At 45.2% G+C, this 20,766-nt stretch carries 27 protein-coding genes; 23 read left to right on the top strand and 4 right to left on the bottom strand.

Annotated elements, in window-relative coordinates; genetic code table 11:
- The first annotated feature begins 3 nt into the window (after positions 1–3).
- The 3 genes from IL_RS04670 (at position 4) to IL_RS04660 (ending at position 4,641) form a co-directional block, all read left to right on the top strand.
- Positions 4–1,497 (top strand): TrkH family potassium uptake protein, encoded by a 1,494-nt coding sequence (locus tag IL_RS04670; RefSeq protein ID WP_227016307.1) that lies wholly within the window; start codon positions 4–6, stop codon positions 1,495–1,497.
- Positions 1,498–1,611: 114 nt separating this feature from the next.
- Positions 1,612–2,238 carry a TetR/AcrR family transcriptional regulator gene (locus IL_RS04665; protein ID WP_011234169.1) on the top strand — a complete coding sequence of 209 codons (627 nt, stop codon included), beginning with the start codon at positions 1,612–1,614 and terminating at the stop codon, positions 2,236–2,238.
- A gap of 63 nt (positions 2,239–2,301) precedes the next feature.
- Positions 2,302–4,641, top strand: a complete 2,340-nt coding sequence (locus IL_RS04660; protein ID WP_011234168.1) for an acyl-CoA dehydrogenase — start codon at positions 2,302–2,304, stop codon at positions 4,639–4,641.
- Positions 4,642–4,672: 31 nt separating this feature from the next.
- Here the strand turns inward: IL_RS04660 and IL_RS04655 are convergent, their stop codons facing one another.
- Complete coding sequence (locus tag IL_RS04655) at positions 4,673–6,016, bottom strand: S41 family peptidase (RefSeq protein ID WP_011234167.1); 1,344 nt, start codon at positions 6,014–6,016, stop codon at positions 4,673–4,675.
- Between the two features lie 133 nt (positions 6,017–6,149).
- On the opposite strand from IL_RS04655, the gene nagZ reads away from it, so the two are divergent.
- Positions 6,150–7,142, top strand: a complete 993-nt coding sequence (nagZ, locus tag IL_RS04650) for a beta-N-acetylhexosaminidase (protein ID WP_011234166.1) — start codon at positions 6,150–6,152, stop codon at positions 7,140–7,142.
- A gap of 15 nt (positions 7,143–7,157) precedes the next feature.
- Here nagZ and queC read toward each other — a convergent pair whose 3' ends face one another.
- Positions 7,158–7,814, bottom strand: a complete 657-nt coding sequence (gene queC / locus IL_RS04645; protein WP_011234165.1) for a 7-cyano-7-deazaguanine synthase QueC — start codon at positions 7,812–7,814, stop codon at positions 7,158–7,160.
- 62 nt (positions 7,815–7,876) lie between these two features.
- Here queC and queE point away from each other — a divergent pair, with 62 nt between their 5' ends.
- The 16 genes from queE (at position 7,877) to IL_RS13700 (ending at position 18,319) form a co-directional block, all read left to right on the top strand.
- Positions 7,877–8,548 carry a 7-carboxy-7-deazaguanine synthase QueE gene (queE, locus tag IL_RS04640; protein WP_016341305.1) on the top strand — a complete coding sequence of 224 codons (672 nt, stop codon included), beginning with the start codon at positions 7,877–7,879 and terminating at the stop codon, positions 8,546–8,548.
- A gap of 155 nt (positions 8,549–8,703) precedes the next feature.
- A complete protein-coding gene (locus tag IL_RS04635) occupies positions 8,704–8,943 on the top strand; it encodes an addiction module protein (protein WP_011234163.1) in 240 nt (79 codons plus the stop codon).
- Positions 8,940–9,239 (top strand): type II toxin-antitoxin system RelE/ParE family toxin, encoded by a 300-nt coding sequence (locus tag IL_RS04630; RefSeq protein WP_011234162.1) that lies wholly within the window; start codon positions 8,940–8,942, stop codon positions 9,237–9,239. The genes IL_RS04635 and IL_RS04630 overlap by 4 nt, the downstream gene beginning before the upstream one ends.
- Positions 9,240–9,393: 154 nt before the next feature.
- Positions 9,394–9,672, top strand: coding sequence for a Flp family type IVb pilin (locus IL_RS04625; RefSeq protein WP_011234161.1), 279 nt, complete (start codon positions 9,394–9,396; stop codon positions 9,670–9,672).
- Entirely contained in the window at positions 9,669–10,892 is a 1,224-nt protein-coding gene (locus tag IL_RS04620) for a TadE/TadG family type IV pilus assembly protein (RefSeq protein WP_011234160.1), read from the top strand. Before IL_RS04625 ends, IL_RS04620 begins: the two co-directional genes overlap by 4 nt.
- Positions 10,882–11,418 carry a hypothetical protein gene (locus IL_RS04615; protein WP_016341304.1) on the top strand — a complete coding sequence of 179 codons (537 nt, stop codon included), beginning with the start codon at positions 10,882–10,884 and terminating at the stop codon, positions 11,416–11,418. Before IL_RS04620 ends, IL_RS04615 begins: the two co-directional genes overlap by 11 nt.
- 2 nt (positions 11,419–11,420) lie before the next feature.
- A complete protein-coding gene (locus IL_RS04610) occupies positions 11,421–11,921 on the top strand; it encodes a hypothetical protein (RefSeq protein ID WP_011234158.1) in 501 nt (166 codons plus the stop codon).
- A 107-nt stretch (positions 11,922–12,028) separates the two neighbouring features.
- Positions 12,029–12,535 carry a hypothetical protein gene (locus IL_RS04605; RefSeq protein WP_011234157.1) on the top strand — a complete coding sequence of 169 codons (507 nt, stop codon included), beginning with the start codon at positions 12,029–12,031 and terminating at the stop codon, positions 12,533–12,535.
- On the top strand, positions 12,532–12,723 hold the full coding sequence (locus IL_RS04600; RefSeq protein ID WP_016341303.1) for a hypothetical protein: 192 nt from the start codon (positions 12,532–12,534) through the stop codon (positions 12,721–12,723). The genes IL_RS04605 and IL_RS04600 overlap by 4 nt, the downstream gene beginning before the upstream one ends.
- Positions 12,720–13,427: a Flp pilus assembly protein CpaB gene (locus tag IL_RS04595; protein ID WP_011234156.1), complete on the top strand. Its 708-nt coding sequence runs from the start codon at positions 12,720–12,722 to the stop codon at positions 13,425–13,427. Before IL_RS04600 ends, IL_RS04595 begins: the two co-directional genes overlap by 4 nt.
- Positions 13,412–14,626 carry a type II and III secretion system protein family protein gene (locus IL_RS04590; protein WP_011234155.1) on the top strand — a complete coding sequence of 405 codons (1,215 nt, stop codon included), beginning with the start codon at positions 13,412–13,414 and terminating at the stop codon, positions 14,624–14,626. Before IL_RS04595 ends, IL_RS04590 begins: the two co-directional genes overlap by 16 nt.
- Positions 14,623–15,846, top strand: coding sequence for a CpaF family protein (locus IL_RS04585; RefSeq protein WP_011234154.1), 1,224 nt, complete (start codon positions 14,623–14,625; stop codon positions 15,844–15,846). The genes IL_RS04590 and IL_RS04585 overlap by 4 nt, the downstream gene beginning before the upstream one ends.
- Positions 15,828–16,679 (top strand): type II secretion system F family protein, encoded by an 852-nt coding sequence (locus tag IL_RS04580; protein ID WP_016341302.1) that lies wholly within the window; start codon positions 15,828–15,830, stop codon positions 16,677–16,679. Before IL_RS04585 ends, IL_RS04580 begins: the two co-directional genes overlap by 19 nt.
- On the top strand, positions 16,676–17,464 hold the full coding sequence (locus IL_RS04575; RefSeq protein WP_016341301.1) for a type II secretion system F family protein: 789 nt from the start codon (positions 16,676–16,678) through the stop codon (positions 17,462–17,464). The genes IL_RS04580 and IL_RS04575 overlap by 4 nt, the downstream gene beginning before the upstream one ends.
- On the top strand, positions 17,461–17,853 hold the full coding sequence (locus IL_RS04570) for a DUF192 domain-containing protein (protein WP_011234151.1): 393 nt from the start codon (positions 17,461–17,463) through the stop codon (positions 17,851–17,853). Before IL_RS04575 ends, IL_RS04570 begins: the two co-directional genes overlap by 4 nt.
- Positions 17,807–18,319, top strand: coding sequence for a hypothetical protein (locus tag IL_RS13700; RefSeq protein ID WP_011234150.1), 513 nt, complete (start codon positions 17,807–17,809; stop codon positions 18,317–18,319). The genes IL_RS04570 and IL_RS13700 overlap by 47 nt, the downstream gene beginning before the upstream one ends.
- On the opposite strand, the gene smpB is transcribed toward IL_RS13700, so the two are convergent.
- On the bottom strand, positions 18,261–18,740 hold the full coding sequence (smpB, locus tag IL_RS04565; protein WP_011234149.1) for an SsrA-binding protein SmpB: 480 nt from the start codon (positions 18,738–18,740) through the stop codon (positions 18,261–18,263). The two genes, IL_RS13700 and smpB, sit on opposite strands and share 59 nt — an antisense overlap.
- A gap of 106 nt (positions 18,741–18,846) precedes the next feature.
- Here smpB and IL_RS04560 point away from each other — a divergent pair, with 106 nt between their 5' ends.
- From IL_RS04560 to sixA, 3 genes are read left to right on the top strand one after another with little or no spacing between them, the layout of a single operon-like run.
- Complete coding sequence (locus tag IL_RS04560; protein ID WP_011234148.1) at positions 18,847–19,293, top strand: type II toxin-antitoxin system RatA family toxin; 447 nt, start codon at positions 18,847–18,849, stop codon at positions 19,291–19,293.
- Positions 19,271–19,648, top strand: a complete 378-nt coding sequence (locus IL_RS04555) for an RnfH family protein (RefSeq protein ID WP_011234147.1) — start codon at positions 19,271–19,273, stop codon at positions 19,646–19,648. Before IL_RS04560 ends, IL_RS04555 begins: the two co-directional genes overlap by 23 nt.
- Positions 19,645–20,127: a phosphohistidine phosphatase SixA gene (gene sixA, locus IL_RS04550; RefSeq protein ID WP_011234146.1), complete on the top strand. Its 483-nt coding sequence runs from the start codon at positions 19,645–19,647 to the stop codon at positions 20,125–20,127. Before IL_RS04555 ends, sixA begins: the two co-directional genes overlap by 4 nt.
- A 3-nt stretch (positions 20,128–20,130) precedes the next feature.
- Here the strand turns inward: sixA and smrB are convergent, their stop codons facing one another.
- Positions 20,131–20,694: an endonuclease SmrB gene (smrB, locus tag IL_RS04545; RefSeq protein WP_011234145.1), complete on the bottom strand. Its 564-nt coding sequence runs from the start codon at positions 20,692–20,694 to the stop codon at positions 20,131–20,133.
- Between the last annotated feature and the right edge of the window lie 72 nt (positions 20,695–20,766).

The raw sequence follows: 20,766 nt of genomic DNA, 5'->3' as shown, positions 1-20,766 counted from the left end.
ACTATGTCAATGCAGGCAAGCCAGTCATTGCGTCAGACTCCGCTTGATAAGCGTCAGGCTATTAAGCTATTGCTGAAAGCCATTGGCGGGCTCATTGCATTGCTTTCTATCGCCTTGCTGGCGCCCTTTGTTATGGCGGTGGTTAGTGGCGAAAAAGAGCAGTGGACTTACCTGACATTATCCAGCCTGGGTCTGGTTTTTGGTTTGCTTCTGTTTTTGCAGCCAGCGGGTGAGGCCAAACTGCGGGCACGACAAGTTTTTCTGTTGACCTCCTTATGCTGGGTTTCGGCCAGCTTATTCGCCACCTTGCCGTTTATTTTTGCTCGACCTTATCTGGACTTCTCCAGTGCCTGGTTTGAAGCCATGTCAGCCATTACAACTACCGGAGCCACCGTTATCTCGGGGCTGGACGACTTGCCCGCGAGTGTTCTGTTGTGGCGGGCTATGTTGCAATGGTTGGGCGGAATCGGAATTATCGTTATGGCTATGGCCATTTTGCCGTTTTTGCAAGTTGGCGGCATGCGCCTGTTCCAGGCTGAATCTTCCGATATGTCGGGTAAATTTATGCCACGTTCCAGCCATATGGTTTTGGCAATAGGGCGGGTTTACCTCATTCTGACGGCTGCCGTTATTAGCTTGTATTTAATTGGCGGCATGGGCAGTTTTGATGCCTTTGTGCACGGCATGACCACCATAGCGACAGCAGGCTTCTCTAACTACGATGCGTCTTTTGGGCATTTTTCTAATACACCATTTTTGGTGATAACGGGCACTATTTTTATGGTGGCAGGCGCCTTACCTTTTGTGCTCTACATTCGCTTTGTAAAAGGTGACTTTGGACCATTGTGGAAAGATAGCCAGGTACGGGCTTTTGTTACCTTCCTTCTCATTGCTATTGCGTTGATTACCCTGGTTCAGATAGTTAAAGGACGGGAACTTGGTGATGCATTAATGCATACGGCATTTAATGTCGTGTCAGTTGTGACCACAACCGGTTACGCAACCGAAGATTACGGAAACTGGGGAAGTTGGTCGTTAATGGCTTTCTTCTACTTAATGTTTATTGGCGGCTGCACCGGCTCAACTTCCGGCGGTATGAAAATTTTTCGTTTTCAGTTGTCGCAGCTGTTATTAAGAAAACAGTTCAGCCAGTTAATTCATCCTAACCTGGTCAGTGTCCAGACCTATCAGGAGCGTCGGGTAAATGACTCATTACTTGGCTCAATGGTCGCTTTTTGCTTTATGTACTTTTTGCTGATAGCGGTTATTGCATTGGGGTTATCATTATTTGATCTGGATTTTATGACGGCAATATCAGGTGCGGCTTCTGCGGTGGGCAACGTTGGACCTGGATTAGGCGACATTATTGGTCCGGCAGGAAACTTCGCGAGCCTTGACGGGGGAGCTAAACTTTTGCTGGTTTTTGCTATGCTGGCAGGCCGTCTGGAAATTATGACGGTACTTATTTTGTTCCATCGTCATTATTGGCGCCACTAAGTGCAGCCTGAAAAGGTTTACACTCTTACCAAAAATAAATTCAGCGAACACTTGCACGCTGAAACGACATGAATTAGATTAAACGCATGTTTAAATCATGCGTTTATTTATTTCATGGCAGCCCGAATTCCGACTCAAAAGAAAATACTTAATGCCGCAGAAATGCTCTTTTCCCGCGATGGATTTGAGCAGACTTCGTTAAGGCAAATTACGCAGGAAGCGGGGGTTAACCTTGCTTCTGTAAACTATCACTTTGGCTCAAAAAAAGCACTTATTCAGGCCGTAATGGCGCGTTATCTGGTTGTTTTTATGCCGGTTCTGGAAGAACAGTTAAAGCTGGCAGAGCAGCAGAGCGAGTTAAAAACGGAAGAATTGTTTAAGCGCTTTAAAATACCTCTGGCAAAGTTAACCGAAGTTAATAAACACGGCCCCGATATCTTTTTAAGATTACTGGGCTTTGCTTATTCCGAAATTCAGGGGCATTTACGTAAATACACTCAGCAGGAGTTTGGTGAGGTATTACAGCATTTAATGGCTTTATTAAAGCGCGCGAATCCACATTTGGATGAGCAACAAATGTTCTGGCGTCTACACTTTATTCTGGGAGCAGCAGTTTTTGCCCAGGTATCTGGGCAAGCTCTGATTGAAATTGCTGAGGCCGAATTCAATCAAAAAGTGGGTGCGCAGGATGTTATTGATCATTTGATCCCATTTGTTTCCGGCGGGCTGGAAGAAGCGTAAACAACCTGTCGTAAGTTTGAGATTTGACTACACTTTTATTGTGATGGTGCACTGGAGATACCCATGGAAATTTTTATTCTGTTAGTGGTTTTAGTGGTACTGGTGTTTGCAGTCGGAGATATCCGTCGCAGCCTGGTGACTAAACCCGTTTTTGCTATTTTTAAACGCATTTTGCCGCCTATGTCTGACACAGAACGTGAGGCCATGGAAGCGGGCGATGTATGGTGGGACGGAGAGCTGTTCAGCGGACGTCCGGACTGGCAAAAACTGCTGGATGTACCTGAACCTAAACTCACTGCCGAAGAACAGGCGTTTGTCGACAACCAGTTGGCTAAACTGCTGGACATGCTGGATGATTTTAAAATTGTTCAGCAGGATCGCGATTTACCTAAACAAGTTTGGGATTATCTGCGTAAAGAACGCTTCTTCGCCATGATTATTGGTAAAGATTACGGCGGCCTCGACTTTACCCCGGCGGCAAACTCCTACATTGTTTCGCGAATTGCCAGTCGTTCTATCAGTGCTGCGGTCTCTGTTATGGTTCCAAACTCCCTGGGGCCGGGCGAGTTACTAACTCATTATGGTACCAAAGAGCAAAAAGACTATTGGTTGCCACGCCTGTCTGATGGTACCGACATTCCGTGTTTTGCCTTAACCGGACCGGAAGCTGGCTCAGATGCTGGTGCTATTCCGGATGAAGGTATTATTTGTAAAGGCGAGCACGAGGGTGAAGAAGTTGTTGGCATTCGTCTTAACTGGTCGAAGCGTTATATTACCTTAGCGCCTTCAGCAACGGTTCTGGGTTTGGCATTTAAACTCTACGACCCGGATGCCTTATTAGGTGATAAGAAAGAAATTGGCATTACTTGTGCGTTAATTCCGACATCGCACAAAGGTGTTGAAATTGGCGACCGTCATTTTCCTCTGAACCAGGCGTTTCTGAACGGTACAACCTATGGTAAAGACGTCTTTATTCCGCTGAAATGGATTATTGGTGGTTCAGACTATGCCGGTAAAGGCTGGCGTATGCTGGTTGAATGTTTGTCGGCAGGGCGTGGTATTTCACTGCCGGCACTGGCTGCTGCATCAGGCCACGTAACTCAGCGTATGACCGGTGCTTACGCTTATGTGCGTCAGCAATTTGGCATGCCAATTGGTATGTTCGAAGGTGTGCAGTCATCAATGGGTAAAATTGGTGGCACCAACTACATTCTGGAATCTATGCGTCGTCTGACCATTTCGGCTTTATGTCAGGGACAGAGTCCTTCAGTAGTAACTGCCATGACTAAATACCATATGACCGAAATGGGTCGTGAGGTATTAGAGCATGCAATGGATATTCACGCCGGTAAGGGCATTCAATTAGGTCCGCATAACTATTTAGGCCACGCCTACATGGCGACGCCAGTGTCTATTACGGTTGAGGGTGCAAATATTCTGACCCGTAACCTGATGATATTTGGTCAGGGTGCAACGCGTTGTCACCCCTATGTACTTAAAGAAATGAAAGCTGCGGCTAACCCTAATGAAGATGAGGGTATGCGTGAGTTTGACGGCCTGCTGATGAAGCATATCGGTTTTGCCGCCAGTAACGTCTTTGGCAGCTTATGGCTGGGCTTAAGTGGCGCACGCTTTGGCGAGTCTCCGGTGAGTGGTGAAACTGCTCATTATTATCGTAAGCTGGGTCGTATGAGCCGTGGTTTAGCTTTAGCATCAGATATTTCTATGCTGATGATGGGTGGCGATTTGAAACGTAAAGAAATGATTTCAGCCCGCTTAGGTGACATTTTGAGTCATTTATATATGGGCTCGGCAGTACTGAAGCGCTTTGAAGACGAAGGCCGTCAGGTAGCCGACTTACCTTACGTTCATTATGCGCTGAAGCACCATTTATACAGCATTGCCGATGCGTTCTATGGCTTTTTTGATAACTTCCCGAATCGCTTTATGGCTTGGGTAATGCGTATTTTGATATTCCCGCTGGGCAATCACTTCAAAAAGCCGTCTGATGAAATTTTACAGGATATCAGTGTCAGCATGATGGAGCCGGGCGTTACTCGTGACCGCCATACTTTCCTGTGTTACTGGAAAGACAGTATTGGTGATGCAACAGGGCACATGGAAAAAGCTTTTACTTCTATGCTGGAAATGAAGTCGGTTTACAAAACGCTGCGTAAAGCGCAAAAACGCGGTGAATTATCCTCTAACCTCAATGGTAAAGAGCTTGCCGATGTGGCTTTGGAAAAAGGTTTGGTGGATGCAGACACGGCTGCAAAATTGGCAGAAACTGAAGAGCTTCGTTTAACCGCCATTGGCGTGGACAGCTTTGCTCCCGGTATTATCGAAAACAACCAGTTTTACACGGCTAAAGGCGACATAAGAAAAGCAGCGGTTAAAGATTAACCGCTGCTGCATCGGGTTCCTGCGTATAGCCTTACTGCAGGGACTCGCGCTTATCCTTCATGTTGTGAATAGGTTTAACAAAAGAGCGCGCCTGAGCGCTCTTTTTTATTTCTGCGCTGGCAGAGCTTACCGGGCAACTGCCGGTACTAATGTATGTGTTTGCGGCCGCTGTTAGTGGATCTTCTGAGCTTCCCCAGTCAGCGACCAGTTGGTCTTCAACCGAACAGGTTGGTGCCAGACCATTGTAGTATTTCCCTTCGCCTTCTGAGTTAACCGTTTCAAAGTTAATGGCAAAAGTGACTTTATCGCAGAGTTCGGCAGGTTGCTGACCGACAGGCTTTCCACATGTTTGTTCGCCTATGGTGACAACTTCAATATGCGGGCTTAACGAGTTAATAATAATTTCGGAAGACGAACAACTGCTGCCGGTGGTTAGCACAAACACCCGGTCTAAATCGAGTTGCTCGACACCATCGACCAAACTAAAAGGGAGTGTCTGGTTCTGGTCGCTGTTCTGCTCGTTAAAGCGGTATTGCAGAAAGGTTTTACCCAGCACATTGCTGCCGGCAGTCTGAGTAGAAATTTGATTAGCGTAACGAATTAAACCACCGCCGTTATAGCGCACATCAATGACTAAATGGTCGATGTTGTCGGCGGCAAACTGATCAAATGCCATGTTTAAGTCTGAACCCGTGCGGTTAATGAATGAGTCCAGAGCAAAGTAACCAACCGTTTCTCCATTTTGTGTGTAAGTTTGAGACCCCATAACGGTATTGGTTTCTACTTCAACTTTACTTAAGAGTTCGGTTTCTTCACTACCGTCCGGACGTCTCCAGGTAACGCTTTTACTGACGCCACTCTCGTTGGGGCCCAATGCGTTATTAAACTCCCCATTGGCAAGTAAGTCCGCTACCGACTGCCCATCTATTTCCAATAGTTCATCGCCTCGGGCAATGCCAGCTGCAGCGGCGGGGGAATTGTCATAAACAAAACGAATTTTCACCCGGCTTGCGCTAATTTGCTCCATAGAAAAACCAAACCCGAAGTAAGTCGCACTGACAAACAGGTCATTGTATTCCTCTTCTGTAAGAATGTAGCTGTAGGTGTCCTCCGGTACGCGCAATTCCTCAAGAACCGCATAAACGTCGTCAAATGCCTCTGGGTCTAAGCTGTCCTGTAGCTGACTTGCCCAGAAGTAATCCTCTTTCATGTACTCGAAAAACTCTTCATTTTGATATTCAGCGGAACAAAACGCGTAGTCATTGTCGCCACCACCAGCGGAGCCTGAACTACCGGAACTGCCGCTGTCTGAGCCATCACAGGCAGACAGTGCCAAAGTAATACCAATACATAAAAGCGATTTTTCGAGTTTCATACTACGTCTCTCTTATTGTTGTAATAATGTTAATTTAGCACAGCGGACGAAAAGATAAACAGGGAACATGGCGTCTTTACTGAACTCATGGCAAACTGCTGACTATTGAAAACGAAATGAGACAGCTGCTGTTATGGCACAATTAATGATAGATATTGCGGGCACAGAGCTGACCGCCGAGGACAAAAAACTTCTTGCGGCACCCGCCGTAAACGGACTAATTCTATTTACGCGAAATTTTGCCTCGCTGGAACAACTGCAGGAGTTAATACGTGAGGCACGAGCCGCTGCTGCTAAGCCGTTGCTTATTGCAGTAGACCACGAAGGTGGGCGGGTACAGCGCTTTCGTGAGGGGTTTAGCGCCATTCCGTCTATGGGCTCTTTGCAAAAAATAGAAAATGAAGATGAGCGCCAGCGTGCCGCGCGCGACTTAGGCTGGCTAATGGCAGCAGAAGTTCAGGCTGTGGGCATTGATATCAGTTTTGCCCCGGTACTGGACGTAGACGACTGCAGTGACGTTATAGGTGACCGCGCATTTTCTGCAGTGCCGTCGGAAATTTCTAAACTGGCGTCGTCGTTTATTGAAGGCATGCATGAGGCCGGTATGGCCTGCACCGGCAAGCACTTCCCTGGGCACGGTTCTGTTCAGGCCGATTCCCACATTGCCATTCCGGAAGACGACCGTACCTTAGAGCAAATTCGCGCGCACGATTTAAAGCCATTTTTGTCATTAATCCAGAAACTAGACGGCATAATGCCGGCTCACGTTATTTACCCGCAAATAGACCCGCAGCCTGCCGGTTTCAGCGAGTTCTGGCTGCAGCAAATACTGCGCAGTGAACTGCAGTTTAACGGCACTATTTTTAGTGACGATTTGTCTATGCAGGGCGCAACCGTTGCCGGAGATATGGAACAGCGTGCAGTGGCGGCGCTAAAGGCTGGCTGTGACATGATATTGGTATGCAATGACAGAGCCGGAGCGGTGCAAGTATTGGACGCTGACTTACCCGCCACTGAGCCGGAAAGTGCCCAACGCGTGAACCGAATGCTAATGTCGTCGAACGCGGTGTCGCTCGAAGAGTTAAAACGCACTCAGCGCTGGGAACAAGCCCAACGCTGGCTGTAGGTTATTCGTAGCCTTTTATTCGTAAGCAATAGGGTCTTCAATGCCGTTGGCGGCGAAGGCCTCTAAGCGTTCCTGGCAGGCTCCGCATTTTCCACAGGCTTTGTCGCGGCCGTTATAGCAAGTCCAGGTTTGACTGTAGTCCAGCCCCATTTTAATGCCGTCGGCCAAAATGGCGTTTTTGTCCACGTCTAAATAAGGCGCATGAACCGCTACCGGCTCGTAGTTCGCCATTTTACTTACTACATCCATTTGCCGCACAAACTCAGGGCGACAGTCCGGGTAAATAGCGTGATCACCCGAATGCGCGCCGTAATACACCGCAGAAGCCTCTTCAGACACCGCATAACCAATGGCCAGCGACAGTAAAATCATATTGCGGTTAGGTACCACAGTGGACTTCATTGACTCTTCTTCGTAGTGGCCTTCAGGAATGTCGATGTCGTCGGTTAGCGAGCTACCGGACAGCAGCGAGTTAATAGCGGTAATGTCCACCACTTTGTGGGGTATTCCATGCTGTTTACAGACGTTACCCGCAACTTCTAATTCTTTGACATGGCGTTGTCCGTAGTTAAACGACAGTGCCAGTACCTCGTTTCCCTCGGCCAGGGCTCTGTGCAAAACGGTAAAAGAGTCCATTCCGCCTGAATAAATAACAACGACCTTTTGCGACATGCTGTAACTCCCCGTATAATCCGCATTCACTCATGTTAACCAAAGCCATTTTAACGGAAGCTATGTCTTACCGCATCAACGAAATTTTTGAAACCTTGCAAGGCGAGGGCACCTTTACCGGCGTGCCATCTATTTTTCTGCGTTTGCAGGGTTGTCCTGTGGGCTGCCCCTGGTGCGATACCCAGCACACATGGGAAACCAACCCCACCGACCAGGTAAGCATAGACGCATTAATGGCAAAAACCGAAGCCTCTGCAAAATGGTCAGAAATGACCGCCGAGGACATTATTGCGCGTTTTGAACAAGAAGGTTACTCCGCCAAACATGTAGTGATAACCGGCGGTGAACCCGCTATGTTTGACTTACTGCCGCTTGGCAAAGCCTTAGAAGCCAAAGGCTACCAGTTGCAAATAGAAACCAGCGGTACCTTTGAGCTAAAAGTGACCGACAGCACCTGGGTAACGGTATCACCCAAGCTGGATATGCCCGGTGGTTATTTAGTGCGCCCCGACTGCATGGCACGCGCTAATGAAATAAAGCACCCCATAGCCATGCAAAAGCACATAGACGCGCTAGATTCCTTACTAGAACGCTGCCCACCCAAAGCAGACGCCATTATTTGCCTGCAACCAATAAGCCAGCGGCCACGCGCCACCGAGCTTGCGATGAAAACCTGCATAGCGCGCAACTGGCGACTTTCCGTGCAGATGCATAAATATCTTAATATTGAGTAACTTGCTAAAAAAGCGATGTTCCTATCTATGCCATTATAATTAACGTTTATATTGCGTGCTGTTTAGGCGTCGAAATATTTTGTGGGGCATGCTGGTTTCATTTCATCTTTCTCGTATAGTAGGGTGTTATAGAGTAAATATTAACCGAGGTGGTTATGACGATATCTGCAGAAGTTCTCGAAACTGAAGCGCTTTCCCTTCCCAAAGAGGAGAAAACCCGATTGATAGTTCACCTATTGGAGAGCCTTGAACAGCGTTCTGGCTCGAATTCGCAACAAGTGGAGCAAGCCTGGGTGGCTGAAGCAAATAACCGATACGAAGCTTATATTCGGGGTGAAGAGCAAGCTATCCCATCTGAGGACGTATTTAAAGACCTTAAGGCAGATGATCGTTGAAACCTGTTCGCTTTCTTGCATCTGCCCGCGAAGATATTCGGCGAGAAAAGAGCTATTATCAGAAAATTAGCCCTGACTTAGCTAGAAAGTTTCAAAGTGCAGTAGAAACAGCCGTTAAAGCTGCTGCAAACCAACCTTTGGCGATGCAAATTCTTGAGCATAAGGTTCGCCGTTGGCCTTTAGAGATATTTCCTCACGGAATACTCTATCGTGATGAAGCTGAGTTTATTCTCATATTAGCCGTCTTCCATCCAAAACAAGCGCCAATGAAGTGGCACAGTAAACTAAGCACCTAAAAAATCTGAGCTGCCATAAACTTTCTACGCAGATGCATAAATATCTGAATATTGAGTAAGACATTTGCTACTTCTGATCTGACTCTCTAAAACTCGTTCTATACTTCCTGACGTCAACGCCAATTACGGTGTTGCCTATTGCCAGGAGGGAATTATGAATACGCATTTAGCTCGGCGTTCTCGTGGTCAGGGAATGACGGAATACATCATTATTGTCGCTTTGATTGCTGTTGCTGCAATCGGAGTCTATTCACTTTTTGGTAAGTCCATACGTAACCAGGTGGCTGGACTTGCTCAAGAAATGACAGGGCAATCATCTACGCAACAGTTAAACCGAGCTCGCCAGTCGTCAAGGCGCGCAGGAACCGTGGCAAATACTGAAGTAAACCTCGGAAATTATGACGAGGCCACCGAGCAAGGCAAGAAGAAATGATTGCTTTGGGAAAATCCAATACGCGAATAAAAGGACAAACCCTGATTTTAATGGTCGGGGTTTTGTTACTCGTTTCGATGTTGCTTTTCGCTGTAACGGACATGGGAAAACACGCCCGGCGTCAATGGTACTTGCAAAGTGTTGCTGATAACGCGGCTTATAGCGCAGCTGTTGCTATGTCCCGGCAGATGAATTTTCTAGCTTTAACAAATCGTGCACTTATTGGAAACCAGGTAGCAATAGCTCAGTGGGTTGGTCTAGCGAGCTATATGTCTATGTTAGACCGGACGGCGGACAACTTAGAGACAGTAACGTCATTCATTCCTTATATCGGGCAAATAACCAGAGTGTTATCAACCATTCTCGACCGAGTCGAGGAAGCTTATCAGCAATTGGCGCGCGTCTTAATCCGTTTTCAATCGGCTGTGATACAGGGAATATCAGCGGCACAGAGACTTTTAGATGCAAGTTTCGTCTTGGAGCTACCACTTCTTATTCAAGATATCGTTTCTAAACATTCAGGAGATCTAAGTTGGGAAGCGTATCAGGGAGGTGGTGTTGTGCCATTTCCAACTCTTTGGTGGCGCAAAACAGAAGTCCGTAAAACCAGTAATGAAAGACAATCAAAAGAACTAGAAGAGTTGACACTGAAAAGTCTGGATCCCTTCAGCAAATCCAGAGGATATAACTGGATAGACGTATTCACTCATAAAATAATAAAGCGTGGAGGAACAGAATTATCAAGGAACAGAAACGGAGGCTGGGACTGGCATGCGCTGGATTCCGTTTCGCTTCACGGGCGAAAATGGTTCGTAGGAAGTTTTCGGGAGCAATTGCCATTAGGCTGGGGCGCTAAAGCACAACAGCAAAGACGTTATCATCGCTCTGGTTATGGTGCAGCCTTTCAAAGTAATTCTATGTCTTCCAGACTTGGTTTGGCGCAGATGGAGTCGTTTAATTCGAACCCACAAAAATTTAGCTATATGCGGCTAAGCAACTTTTTAAAGATGGGCATGGATACGGTGATAATAAAAGTGGGGGACAGTAACCAAGTTGCATATGCTAAAGCAAAAACGCATTTTAGTCGTCCAGACAAAATCTTCTATAGAAAAGATGATCTTTATGAAACGGATAACTTGTTTAATGCGCTCTGGGAGCCTCAGCTAACTTCAATATCTTATAAAGATAAAACAGGAATTTTAGGTCGTGATGCGCTTTAAATGTAAAGGTCAAGCTACTGTTGAGGTCATGTTATCAATTGGTATTTTGCTAGCTATTTACTTGTCGTTGTATCAAGTCCTTATACCTGCGATTAACAACAGTACCGTTAACCTTATTGAGGCTCGTAAAATTATTTGGAGCAGGGTTATGGATGTTGATCGAGCTCAATTATCGGGAGAGTATCGGCTAAATAAACATACAGAAAAGTTATTTATCCCTCTAAATAGACTTCTTCCAGTAAAGCTCCAAGGGAAAAACTTAAGAGAGTTGAAGAAACTGGATAAAAAACCTTTTTATCCAATGAGTAGGTTAACAGATAGTTGGCAGGCAAGAAGCAGCGAGGAGCTATCGACTAGGCCTGCGTCTTTAGTTGTAAATAACTTACTCTCGGGAGAAATAACAGAATTAATCCAAGATGGGCTTAGCTCACTTTTTTTGGCTAAAGAGCTTAGTTCCGATTATTTAGTTTTCGGTACGATATCTCCAGATGTCGTGCCCGAGGAAGTACTTCAAAAAAAGGAATAGTTATGGATTTACCCGTAGTTTTAGAGGACTGGAGCTGGGCTGAGCAACCGATTAGTTCATCCATCAATATTGATGCTCTTTTTTTGAGAAAACCAGAAATTCCTGACTGGAAAGAGTTGAGCCAGTTTTATCCATATTGTCCCGGAGGGGAAATAATTTTTTGGCTTTGTCCCATAGAAGATACTGAATGGACGTTGTTTGAGGGAGAAAACGGACAATGGATACTAATGCCACTGACTAAGTCTCCAGGACATGAAGAATCTTTAAAGGGACCCATTACTCCAATTTCAGGATATGAAAGTAATGGAGAAAAGATATGGATTTATTTAGCTAGATATCCGCTTAAACCATTGCAAACGGCAATGATGTCTTATTACAGCCAAAAAGTAGACTCTTTTCAATCTATTGAGAAAGAAAATGATGTTTGGATATTAAAAGAAGATATGGGGCGCGTAGTTTTTTCTGAACAAGGTGAATATGTGATTTTGGCACATTATTTATGACTGGAATACTAAAGATTTATCTACATAAAAATGGAAAATTACTTTTCTAAAAATCTGTGGGTTTAGCTGTAACAAATTCTTAGTAAAGCTTTAATTAAGGTGCGTATATGATTGCTGATATTCCTGCAGGGTTTGATAAATGGGAATGGTCTGAAATGCCAATTTCTCAGAATGCGACGGCTACTGCTTATTTTTTACAAAGTCCTAATGTTCCAGACTGGAGTGTTATTGAAGATTTCTATTCCTACTGTCCAGCCCCTCATGGAGATTTTTGGATCTGTCCAATTGGAGAAGACAACTGGACTTTCTTCAAAGGAAATGATGGTTCATGGATTTTAAGTAAAATAATTCTTCCGTATATGGAAAAGCCTAAGCTTGACGGGCCTTTTAATGCCATTTCAAAAAACCGGAAAAATGGAAAAGAGGTCTGGGTTTATTTATCGACATTCAAATTCAAAGATATAAAAAACGTATTAAAATTAACTTACAGCCAAAAAATCGATTCTTTTCAATCGATTGAGAAACCCCATGACTTTTGGATCTTTAAAGAAGATATGGGAAGCCTAATGTTCTCCGAGCAAGGTGAGTATGTGATTTTGGTTCATGTTCTATGAGAAGACAACAAAATGGCCAGGCATCGACAGAGTGGTTATTGCTCTCTCTCTTAATAATGACCATTTTATTTGTTGTTGAAGAGCAACTTTCACTCATTGACTACTTAATTGAAGTGGGTCGTGAGGCGAAAGAGTTTTATTATTTTATTTGGCGCTATTTAGTACTAATACCAGGAGGAGGATCATGAAAAAAAAGGCGAAATGGATTTTTGCCGTGATTTTTAGCTCAATAATTTCGATGGTGACGATTTTTCTAATTAATCAATATCTACAGCAAGAAACTTCCCGACGACTTCAAGAGGCGTCAGGAAATGCTGATAGTGTTGTTGTTTTTTCCAAAGATCTTAATGTCGGGGATATTTTAGAAGTAAGCGACCTCTTGGTTCGAAAATATCCGCACGAACTTATCAATGAGCATTGGTATTTGGAGAGCGCCGCTAATTTGATTATCGGTAGGAAACTGCGAAGTTCTGTTAAATCTGGTGAACCGGTTTCTGAACGCGTTCTATCGAATAATCAGAACAATGGTTTATCGGAAGTTCTGCCTAACGGTTACTACGCTATTACGGTCACTACGGACAATTTAGGCCACCACAATGCGCTGCTGAAAGTCGGAGATCTGGTCGATATTGTATTTGTCGGGGAGTCTTTTGAAAACTCAAGACAATACGTTTCATTTGAAGAAATTGAGGTTTTCGATATCCACGGCTTGCAGGAGGGATATGGTTCATATTCGCTGACATTGTTGGTGGAGCCCGAGAAGGTAGCCGCATTTACAAGAGCTATTGGAAGTCCAATGTTGGTCTGGGCGAGAGGCCGTCATTTAGAGCAAGCAAGTATTTGGCATCAAGATTCTAAACAAAGCAAGGTGCAACCATGGAAGGTTCAGTAAAGTTCAAACATTACTTAGTCGTGACTTTGTTATTTTTCGTCGCCCTTAGTGCTCGGGCCGAGGTTAATCATAGCTCCTACTATCTTGAAGAAGGTGAGACTCGAATTATCAGTATAGAACCTGGAAGCGATATTCTTATCAGTGATGAGAGTGTTGTAGATGTTCATGTGCTTGATAATAGCAGGGCAATTCTAAGAGGGGTGGGAGTTGGCAAAGCTGATATCTGGCTCAAATCCGAAGAGGTATTAAAAGAGTTAAAGATTATGGTAACGGCTAGCCTGAAACTCTCCCTGGAGGGGCGTTTAGAAGCTATATCTGAAGCAGAACAGAGTCTTAACAAAACAGAAAAGTCAGGGCTTACAGTTTTATCGGGCAAGGTATCCAAAAGAAATTACGAAGAACTCGAGAAAATTTCCGAGAATCACGAAGAGATTTTAAATTTAACTGAATCTTTTCAGGAAGAGCCTCCTATGTTGACTTTGCGAGTCAATATTCTGGAAACCAAGCGCCAGTATCTCGAAGACCTTGGAATTAGATGGCAAGGGACAACGAGCGGCCCTACATTTTCGAGCTCTTTATCAGGTTTGTTCGAGTGGGACGCCGAAATTAATTCCCAACTGATGCTTATGCAGCGACGCGGTCTCGCCAAACTATTGGCAAATCCTGTTTTATCTACCCAAAGCGGTGAGAAGGCGACGTTTCTTGCGGGAGGAGAACTGCCTATTCCTCAAGTTGTCGCGCAGGGTATGCAGGACGTTACTTTCCGCGAATACGGTATAAGGCTTGTTATTCAGCCGGTGGTTTTAGATGACAACAGAATAAAAACGCAGCTTCATGCCGAATTAAGCAATATTGATCCTGCTGTTTCGGTTTCAGGTGTACCGGGCATACTTAGTCGTCGTACGGAATCGGTGTTTCTCTCAAATGATGGAGACACACTGGTTTTGTCTGGTCTTTTAAGTACAGATGAGTCAGCTCAGGATGACCAGATACCGGGTTTAGGTTCATTACCGATTCTGGAAAATGCTTTCAGAAGTCAGCAAAACAGAGAGCAAACCACGGAACTAATTATTATGGTTACGGCTGAGCGTATGGATACGGCTAAAGAGCGGTTGCATGATAAGCAAAAACGGTTAGCGCAAAAACACGACTGGTACCAGAAGGACTCCATTTTACAGCTAAGGGAGACATTTCGATGATATCAGTTAATTTAATTAACAGCCTCAAAGAGCATTTAGATACCAGAGATCCGCGTTTTGAGTCTATGAGTGAATGTGAGTTGAGGCGCTATGCTGAATCCTATTTAAAGGAAACTACAGGCGAGTCTGGAAAAGATATAGCAGATGCAGTAGCTGAAGTCATTGGCCTGGGGCCTATTGAGGGTCTTTTAGAAGATGATTCAGTAACTGAAATCATGGTCAATAGTTATGATCAGATCTATGTTGAGCGCTCAGGTAAGTTGAAGAAAGCGGATGAACAATTCAGTAACGAGGTTTCCCTGCGGCGAACCATCGATAAGATTGTTCTGCCTTTAGGCCGTCACGTTGATGATGCATCCCCCATGGTCGATGCTCGTCTACCAGACGGTTCTCGCGTAAACGCTGTTCTAGCTCCTTTAGCAACCAAAGGGTCGTGTCTCACTATTCGAAAGTTCACCAAGAAATCGCTAACGATCGAGGACTTGGTAGATAGTGGCTCATTAACGGAGCAAGCTGCTGAATTCTTAAGGCTTGCTGTTCGTTGTCGCCAAAATATTATTGTTTCTGGTGGAACAGGAACGGGTAAAACAACCTTATTAAATATTCTATCTCAGGAAATTCCTGAAGGTGAAAGAATTATAAGTATCGAAGACGCGGCTGAACTGCAATTAGATCACAATAATCTGATAAGTCTTGAGGCCAGACCTAAAAATCAGGAGGGAACAGGGGCTATAAATATTCGTGAACTCGTTATCAATGCACTGCGAATGCGTCCTGATCGACTTATTGTAGGTGAGTGCCGTGGGTCGGAAGCTTTAGACATGTTACAGGCTATGAACACGGGTCATGCGGGATCTTTGAGTACCGTTCATGCTAACAGCGCTCGCGATGCTTTAAGACGTTTGGAAATTATGGTCTTGATGGGTGGAATAGAGCTTCCGATTTCTGCGTTACGACAGCAAATAGCCAGTGCTGTTAATATTGTGGTTCAGATAGCGCGTCTTTCTGATGGCCGAAGAGCCGTGCTTAGTATCAGTGAAGTTACGGGGATAGACGATAATGTTTTACAGCTGTCACCACTATTTGAAAGAAGCAATACGACTCAATCATTAATAAGTAGTATGACATTATGTAAGTTCGCAGATGAGCAAGGGGACGATATTCGTCAAGAGGTCTGGGAGTCACTTATGGGAGATGGATTATGTTCATCTTCGGATTAGCCCTCTTAATCGTATGCAGCGGACTTTGCTGGCTCTGGATCTTTTCGCATTTAACACCAAAGCGATATCGACAACTTGAAGACAAACTGACGCTATCAACGGTACGCTCTTTAGAAGAATTTTTCTTGAGAATGCCGGTAACAATTTTGGTCAGAAGTTATCTGGTAGTCACACTCTTATCGCCTCTAATCGTATGGTTTTATGTTAATAGAACCTGGGCAGTAGCGACGTTTATTCTGACTTTGTTGGCTCCTCCATTTGTTTATCGTCATCTTAAAAAGCAACGTTACATAAAAATTGAAAAACAGTTGCCCGGTATGTTGATCGGGCTTAGTAACCAGTTAAGAAGTGGTACGAGTGTCGGAGCAGCTTTGAAGAATTTAAAAGGAACGTTATTAGCTCCTTTAGGACAAGAGGTGGACGAGCTATTGAGACAGGAAAAAGTGGGTAAACCCTTAACAGATTGCCTGGAAGACTGGCAGCGGAGAGTTCCTGTTTTCTCCATTAAACTCGTGGTTCAATCTTTAGTTCTAGGTTTGAAAAGTGGAGGGCAACAGTCGGATTTATTTCTAAGGTTGGCTGACAACCTCCAACAACAGCAGCACATTAAAGAGCGGCAGATAACGCTGACTTCACAAGCCAGAATGCAGGCTAAAATTCTCGTTATGATGCCGGTTGGATTGTATTTTCTTTTAAGTTGGATGAAATCAGAACATACAGCGCTTTTCACTGAGTCACGGGTTGGTATTTTTATGCTTATAGTGGCTCTTATATTGATGATTATTGGTGGATGGATGGTTAAGCGAATTATGCATCCGGAAGATGAAAAATGATTATAGTTGCTGTCTTAACATTTCTCGCTACTCTTAGCTTTTCGCTTTTAGTCCTCGCGTTCTGGCAAATACTGGGGCTTGGGCAAAAGCTTGATTATGCAGTGTCAAAAATGTGGTCGGTTTTACCGGAAAATGTCAAAAGATGGACTGTTCGTTATCTGGAAGTAGATTTTCTAAAAGGAGCCGCGCGATCATTTTTCTTCTGGGTTTTTATGGCATGTGTATCTGTCTCTATTTCTCTGCTTTCCGGGGTTTGGCTTTTAAGTATCGCTTATGTTCTCTTACTACTAATGGTAATAAATAAGAGAAGACAGTTAGCTCTAAAAAATAATAAAGCGATAGTTCGCCAACTTCCTGATTTTTGTGATCTAATTTCTATGATGATTGCTTCAGGTATTCCGTTAATTTCCGCTTTAGAAAAGGTATCTGCGTCGTGCAGCGATCTTCTGCTTGCGCGGGAGATCACATCGATGCTCAGTCGGTTGCGACGAGGGACAAGTTTTGCTCAGTCAATGTATGAACTATCTGAACGGTATGATGCGAAGCAGATCCATGAGTGGAGTTCGATGCTAATAAAAGGATATCAGCAAGGAACTAGCCTAACCAAGTCGTTAAGGTTTTATGCTAACCAATTAAGACAGGATCTACTAAACTCAGCGGAGAAGAGAGCGCAAGAAGCGCCCGTAAAGCTCCTTTTTCCACTAGTAACTTGTTTTTTTCCCGTAAACTTTCTGGTTATTCTCGGGCCAGTTATTGTTCAAATAAGCCAAGGAGGGTTTGGATGACGAGTGAGAAAGAAATTATTGCATGGCCCAAGGTGAAGGCCATGAAAAAGTTTCATCAAAGGTTAATTGGCATGCTGGGCGAGCAGCAACCAACGCCAGAGATGGCCTTTTGGTTTCCATTTTGTAGGTCAATACACACTTGGGGAATGAAAGAGCCAATTGATGTTGTGGCCCTCGACAAAGGAAATCAAATTATAGAGGTTCGTCGATTCATTTGTCCCAATGAAATCGCTCGCTTTAAAGGAGCTCACGGATTAATTGAAATGGCTGCTGGAAACTTTTGGCCTTTAGAAAAATGGGTTGGAAAGAGATTAAAGTTTATAAACAAGCATGGAGAGCTAAATGAAAACAAGCATTTTGATTGCTGTATTGCTATTGAGCTTAATTAATCAAGGCTGTAGCGCGACAGTAGAAGAGAGGCAAGTTAGGGAACAGAGCCTGGATACCGCCATTAACTGGTATAAAAATGGCGATCTCTTATCAGCGGAACAGCATTTGCAATGGTTACACCGTAAGGGGTTAGGGACGGATAAAAGTTGGGCGCTACTCGGTAACATTTACTTTAGACAGTATCGTTTTAAAGCTAGCGAATCAGCTTACGGGCAATCCCTGAGACTTAATTCTTCTGATCGGAATGTGTGGTTCAATCTGGCATTACTTAATTTACGTCAGACCACCAACATTCTTATGGATGCCCGGGTTGAGCTGGATACCTTTGACGGAGAGCTCGAAAGGTTGCTCAATCAACTATTGAAACTTCAACAGGCACGCCTGAATGACGCACCTGAAGTTCCAACTAACGCACCGAATGCTTCATTATCCGAGCCTTCTGGCGTTGCCAGTCGCGCTCTTTAATGGTGTCGCGCTTATCGTGTGACTTTTTACCCTGGGCTAAAAATATTTCCAGTTTTGCCCATGGGCCTTTCCAGTATATGGTTGTGGCAACAATGGAATAGCCCTCACGCTCTGAGGCGCCAATAAGCTTATCCAGCTCGCGGCGCTTCAGCAGCAGTTTACGGCTGCGGTCTGGCTCGCAATAAACATGGCTTGAGGCTTGGTTAAGAGGCTGAATTTCGGCACCCAAAAGGTAAGCCTCGCCATTTTTAATAATGACGTAGCTGTCGCTAATGTTGACCTTGCCAGCCCGTATGCTCTTAATTTCCCAGCCTTGCAAACTAACACCTGCCTCGAACTTGTCTTCAAGGAAGTATTCATGCCGCGCTTTTTTATTACGAGCTATGGTATTGGATGATTGTTGTGGTTTCTTTTTACTCATAGCCCCATTATACCTATGCGCACTGAAAAGAAAATTGCTTTAAGGGCTTCAAAGAGCTTCTGGTTGCGTTATTATTGCGCAGTTGATTTTAGTCGTAGGTAAAAAAATGCCGAGTATCGAGAAAAGTGCTTTAGTTTCGTACAGCGCCAAACAAATGTTCGACCTCGTTAACCACGTTGAAGCGTACCCGGAGTTTGTGCCCGGATGTGCTGCCGCGCGGGTGCTGGAGTCCTCCAGCCAACAAAAAGTGGCTGCGTTAGACATAAGCAAGGCGGGTATCAGCAAAACCTTTACTACCCGCAATACGCTGCACGAACCCGAACGTATAGATATGGATCTGGTAGACGGACCATTTAAAAAATTAACTGGTGGTTGGGTATTTACGCCACTGGCCGAAGACGCCTGTAAAGTTGAGCTTAAGCTGGACTTTGAGTTTTCCAGTCGCTTGCTGGGCATGGCCTTTGGTAAAATATTCAAAGAAGTCACGTCACGTATGGTCGATGCCTTTGTGAAAAGGGCGGAGCAGGTGTATGGAAACCAGCATGGGCAATAAATTAACCATTGAAGTGGCTTACGCTACCCCTGACAAGCAAGTGCTGTTAACCGTGCATCCGCAAGAAGGCGCAACGGTGGAAGAGTGCATACGCATGTCGGATGTGCTCGAGCAGTTTCCGGAAATTGATCTTGAACAGCAAAAAGTGGGTATCTGGAATAAGACGGTGAAATTAAATGCACAACCGCGAGACGGTGACCGCATTGAAATTTATCGTCCGCTAATTGCCGATCCAAAAGCCGTACGTAAACGTCGTGCGGAAGAAGCTAAGCAGTCCGGCCGGGCAGACCGGGTAACCGGTGGCCGACCAGACGCAAAACGTCGAGCGCAGGCTGAGGAGTCCAAGCCAGAATGAAGCTGTATATTATGCGTCACGGTGAAGCAAACTACCCCAAGGGCAGTTACTCCGATCGCGAGCGTCGCTTAACAACAAATGGCGAGCGCGAAGTTATAACCACAACCAATTGGCTCATAGACAAGCAACCGAAAGTAGACTGTGTTTACGTCAGCCCGTATTTGCGTGCTCAGCAAACGGCTTCTATTTTATTGTCGCATCTGAAAACCGGGCAGAAGCAAAATTGCGATGACATTACGCCCGATGGTCATGCCGGTTCGGTTGTTAGTTGGCTTGCTGCAGAAATTCAACAGCACGGCTACGAGAGTGTGGTGTTGGTGTCGCACATGCCGCTAGTGAGTTATTTAGTGCATGAGCTGGATGCCAGCGTGCAGCCTCCTATTTTTCCGACAGCGGGTATTGCGGTTGTCGACTTTTCGCCGGAAACCTTACGCGGCAAGTTTCAGCAACTATTAATAGCAGAGCGGTGTGCTGGCTAACTGCTAGCTCGCTACTTTTAACAGTACCAGTAAAGAGGCTGCGCCACCCCATTCCAGCGGAGCCTGATGAAACGCCCGAACATGCGGATGCTGTACCAGCCAGTGTGGCAACTGCTGCTTTAATTTACCACTGCCGTGCCCGTGCATAATGCAGCAACAGTCTATGTGTTCGCGCTCACATGCCAGTAATAACGCCGCTAACTCCTGGCGCGCCGTGGCTAACGTCATGCCGTGTAAGTCCAGTAGTAACTCGGGCGTGTAGTCTCCCCGGCGTAATTGCTTAACCAAATACCCCGACTCACCCTCCGCGGAAAAACGTACCGGGCCGTCGGCAAAGTGCGCTTCAAAATCATCCGAAAAATAATGACTGGCCGAGCGACTGGCGTCGGCAATTTGCTGGGCGCTGGGGTCTTGCGATAGCTGTCGGCGCTTCCGTAATTCAGCAATTTTTGGTGGTTCCGGCGGCAGTTTGTCCTGCTTTATGCGGGCAGCACCTTTCGCGGCTTCACGAAAAAGCTCGATATCGTCTTCAGAAAGTGATGATGACTGACGTTTGTTTGCAACCATGATTGATGAAAACCGCGCTGAATTAAGGTATCTTTAAGGCATTAAGTTTATTCAGTATAAAACATTCAGTGG

This window comes from Idiomarina loihiensis L2TR (genome assembly GCF_000008465.1).
Lineage (GTDB): Bacteria > Pseudomonadota > Gammaproteobacteria > Enterobacterales > Alteromonadaceae > Idiomarina > Idiomarina loihiensis.
Note: the sequence above shows the minus strand (reverse complement) of the source record. Positions and strands in the feature narration are given on the sequence as shown.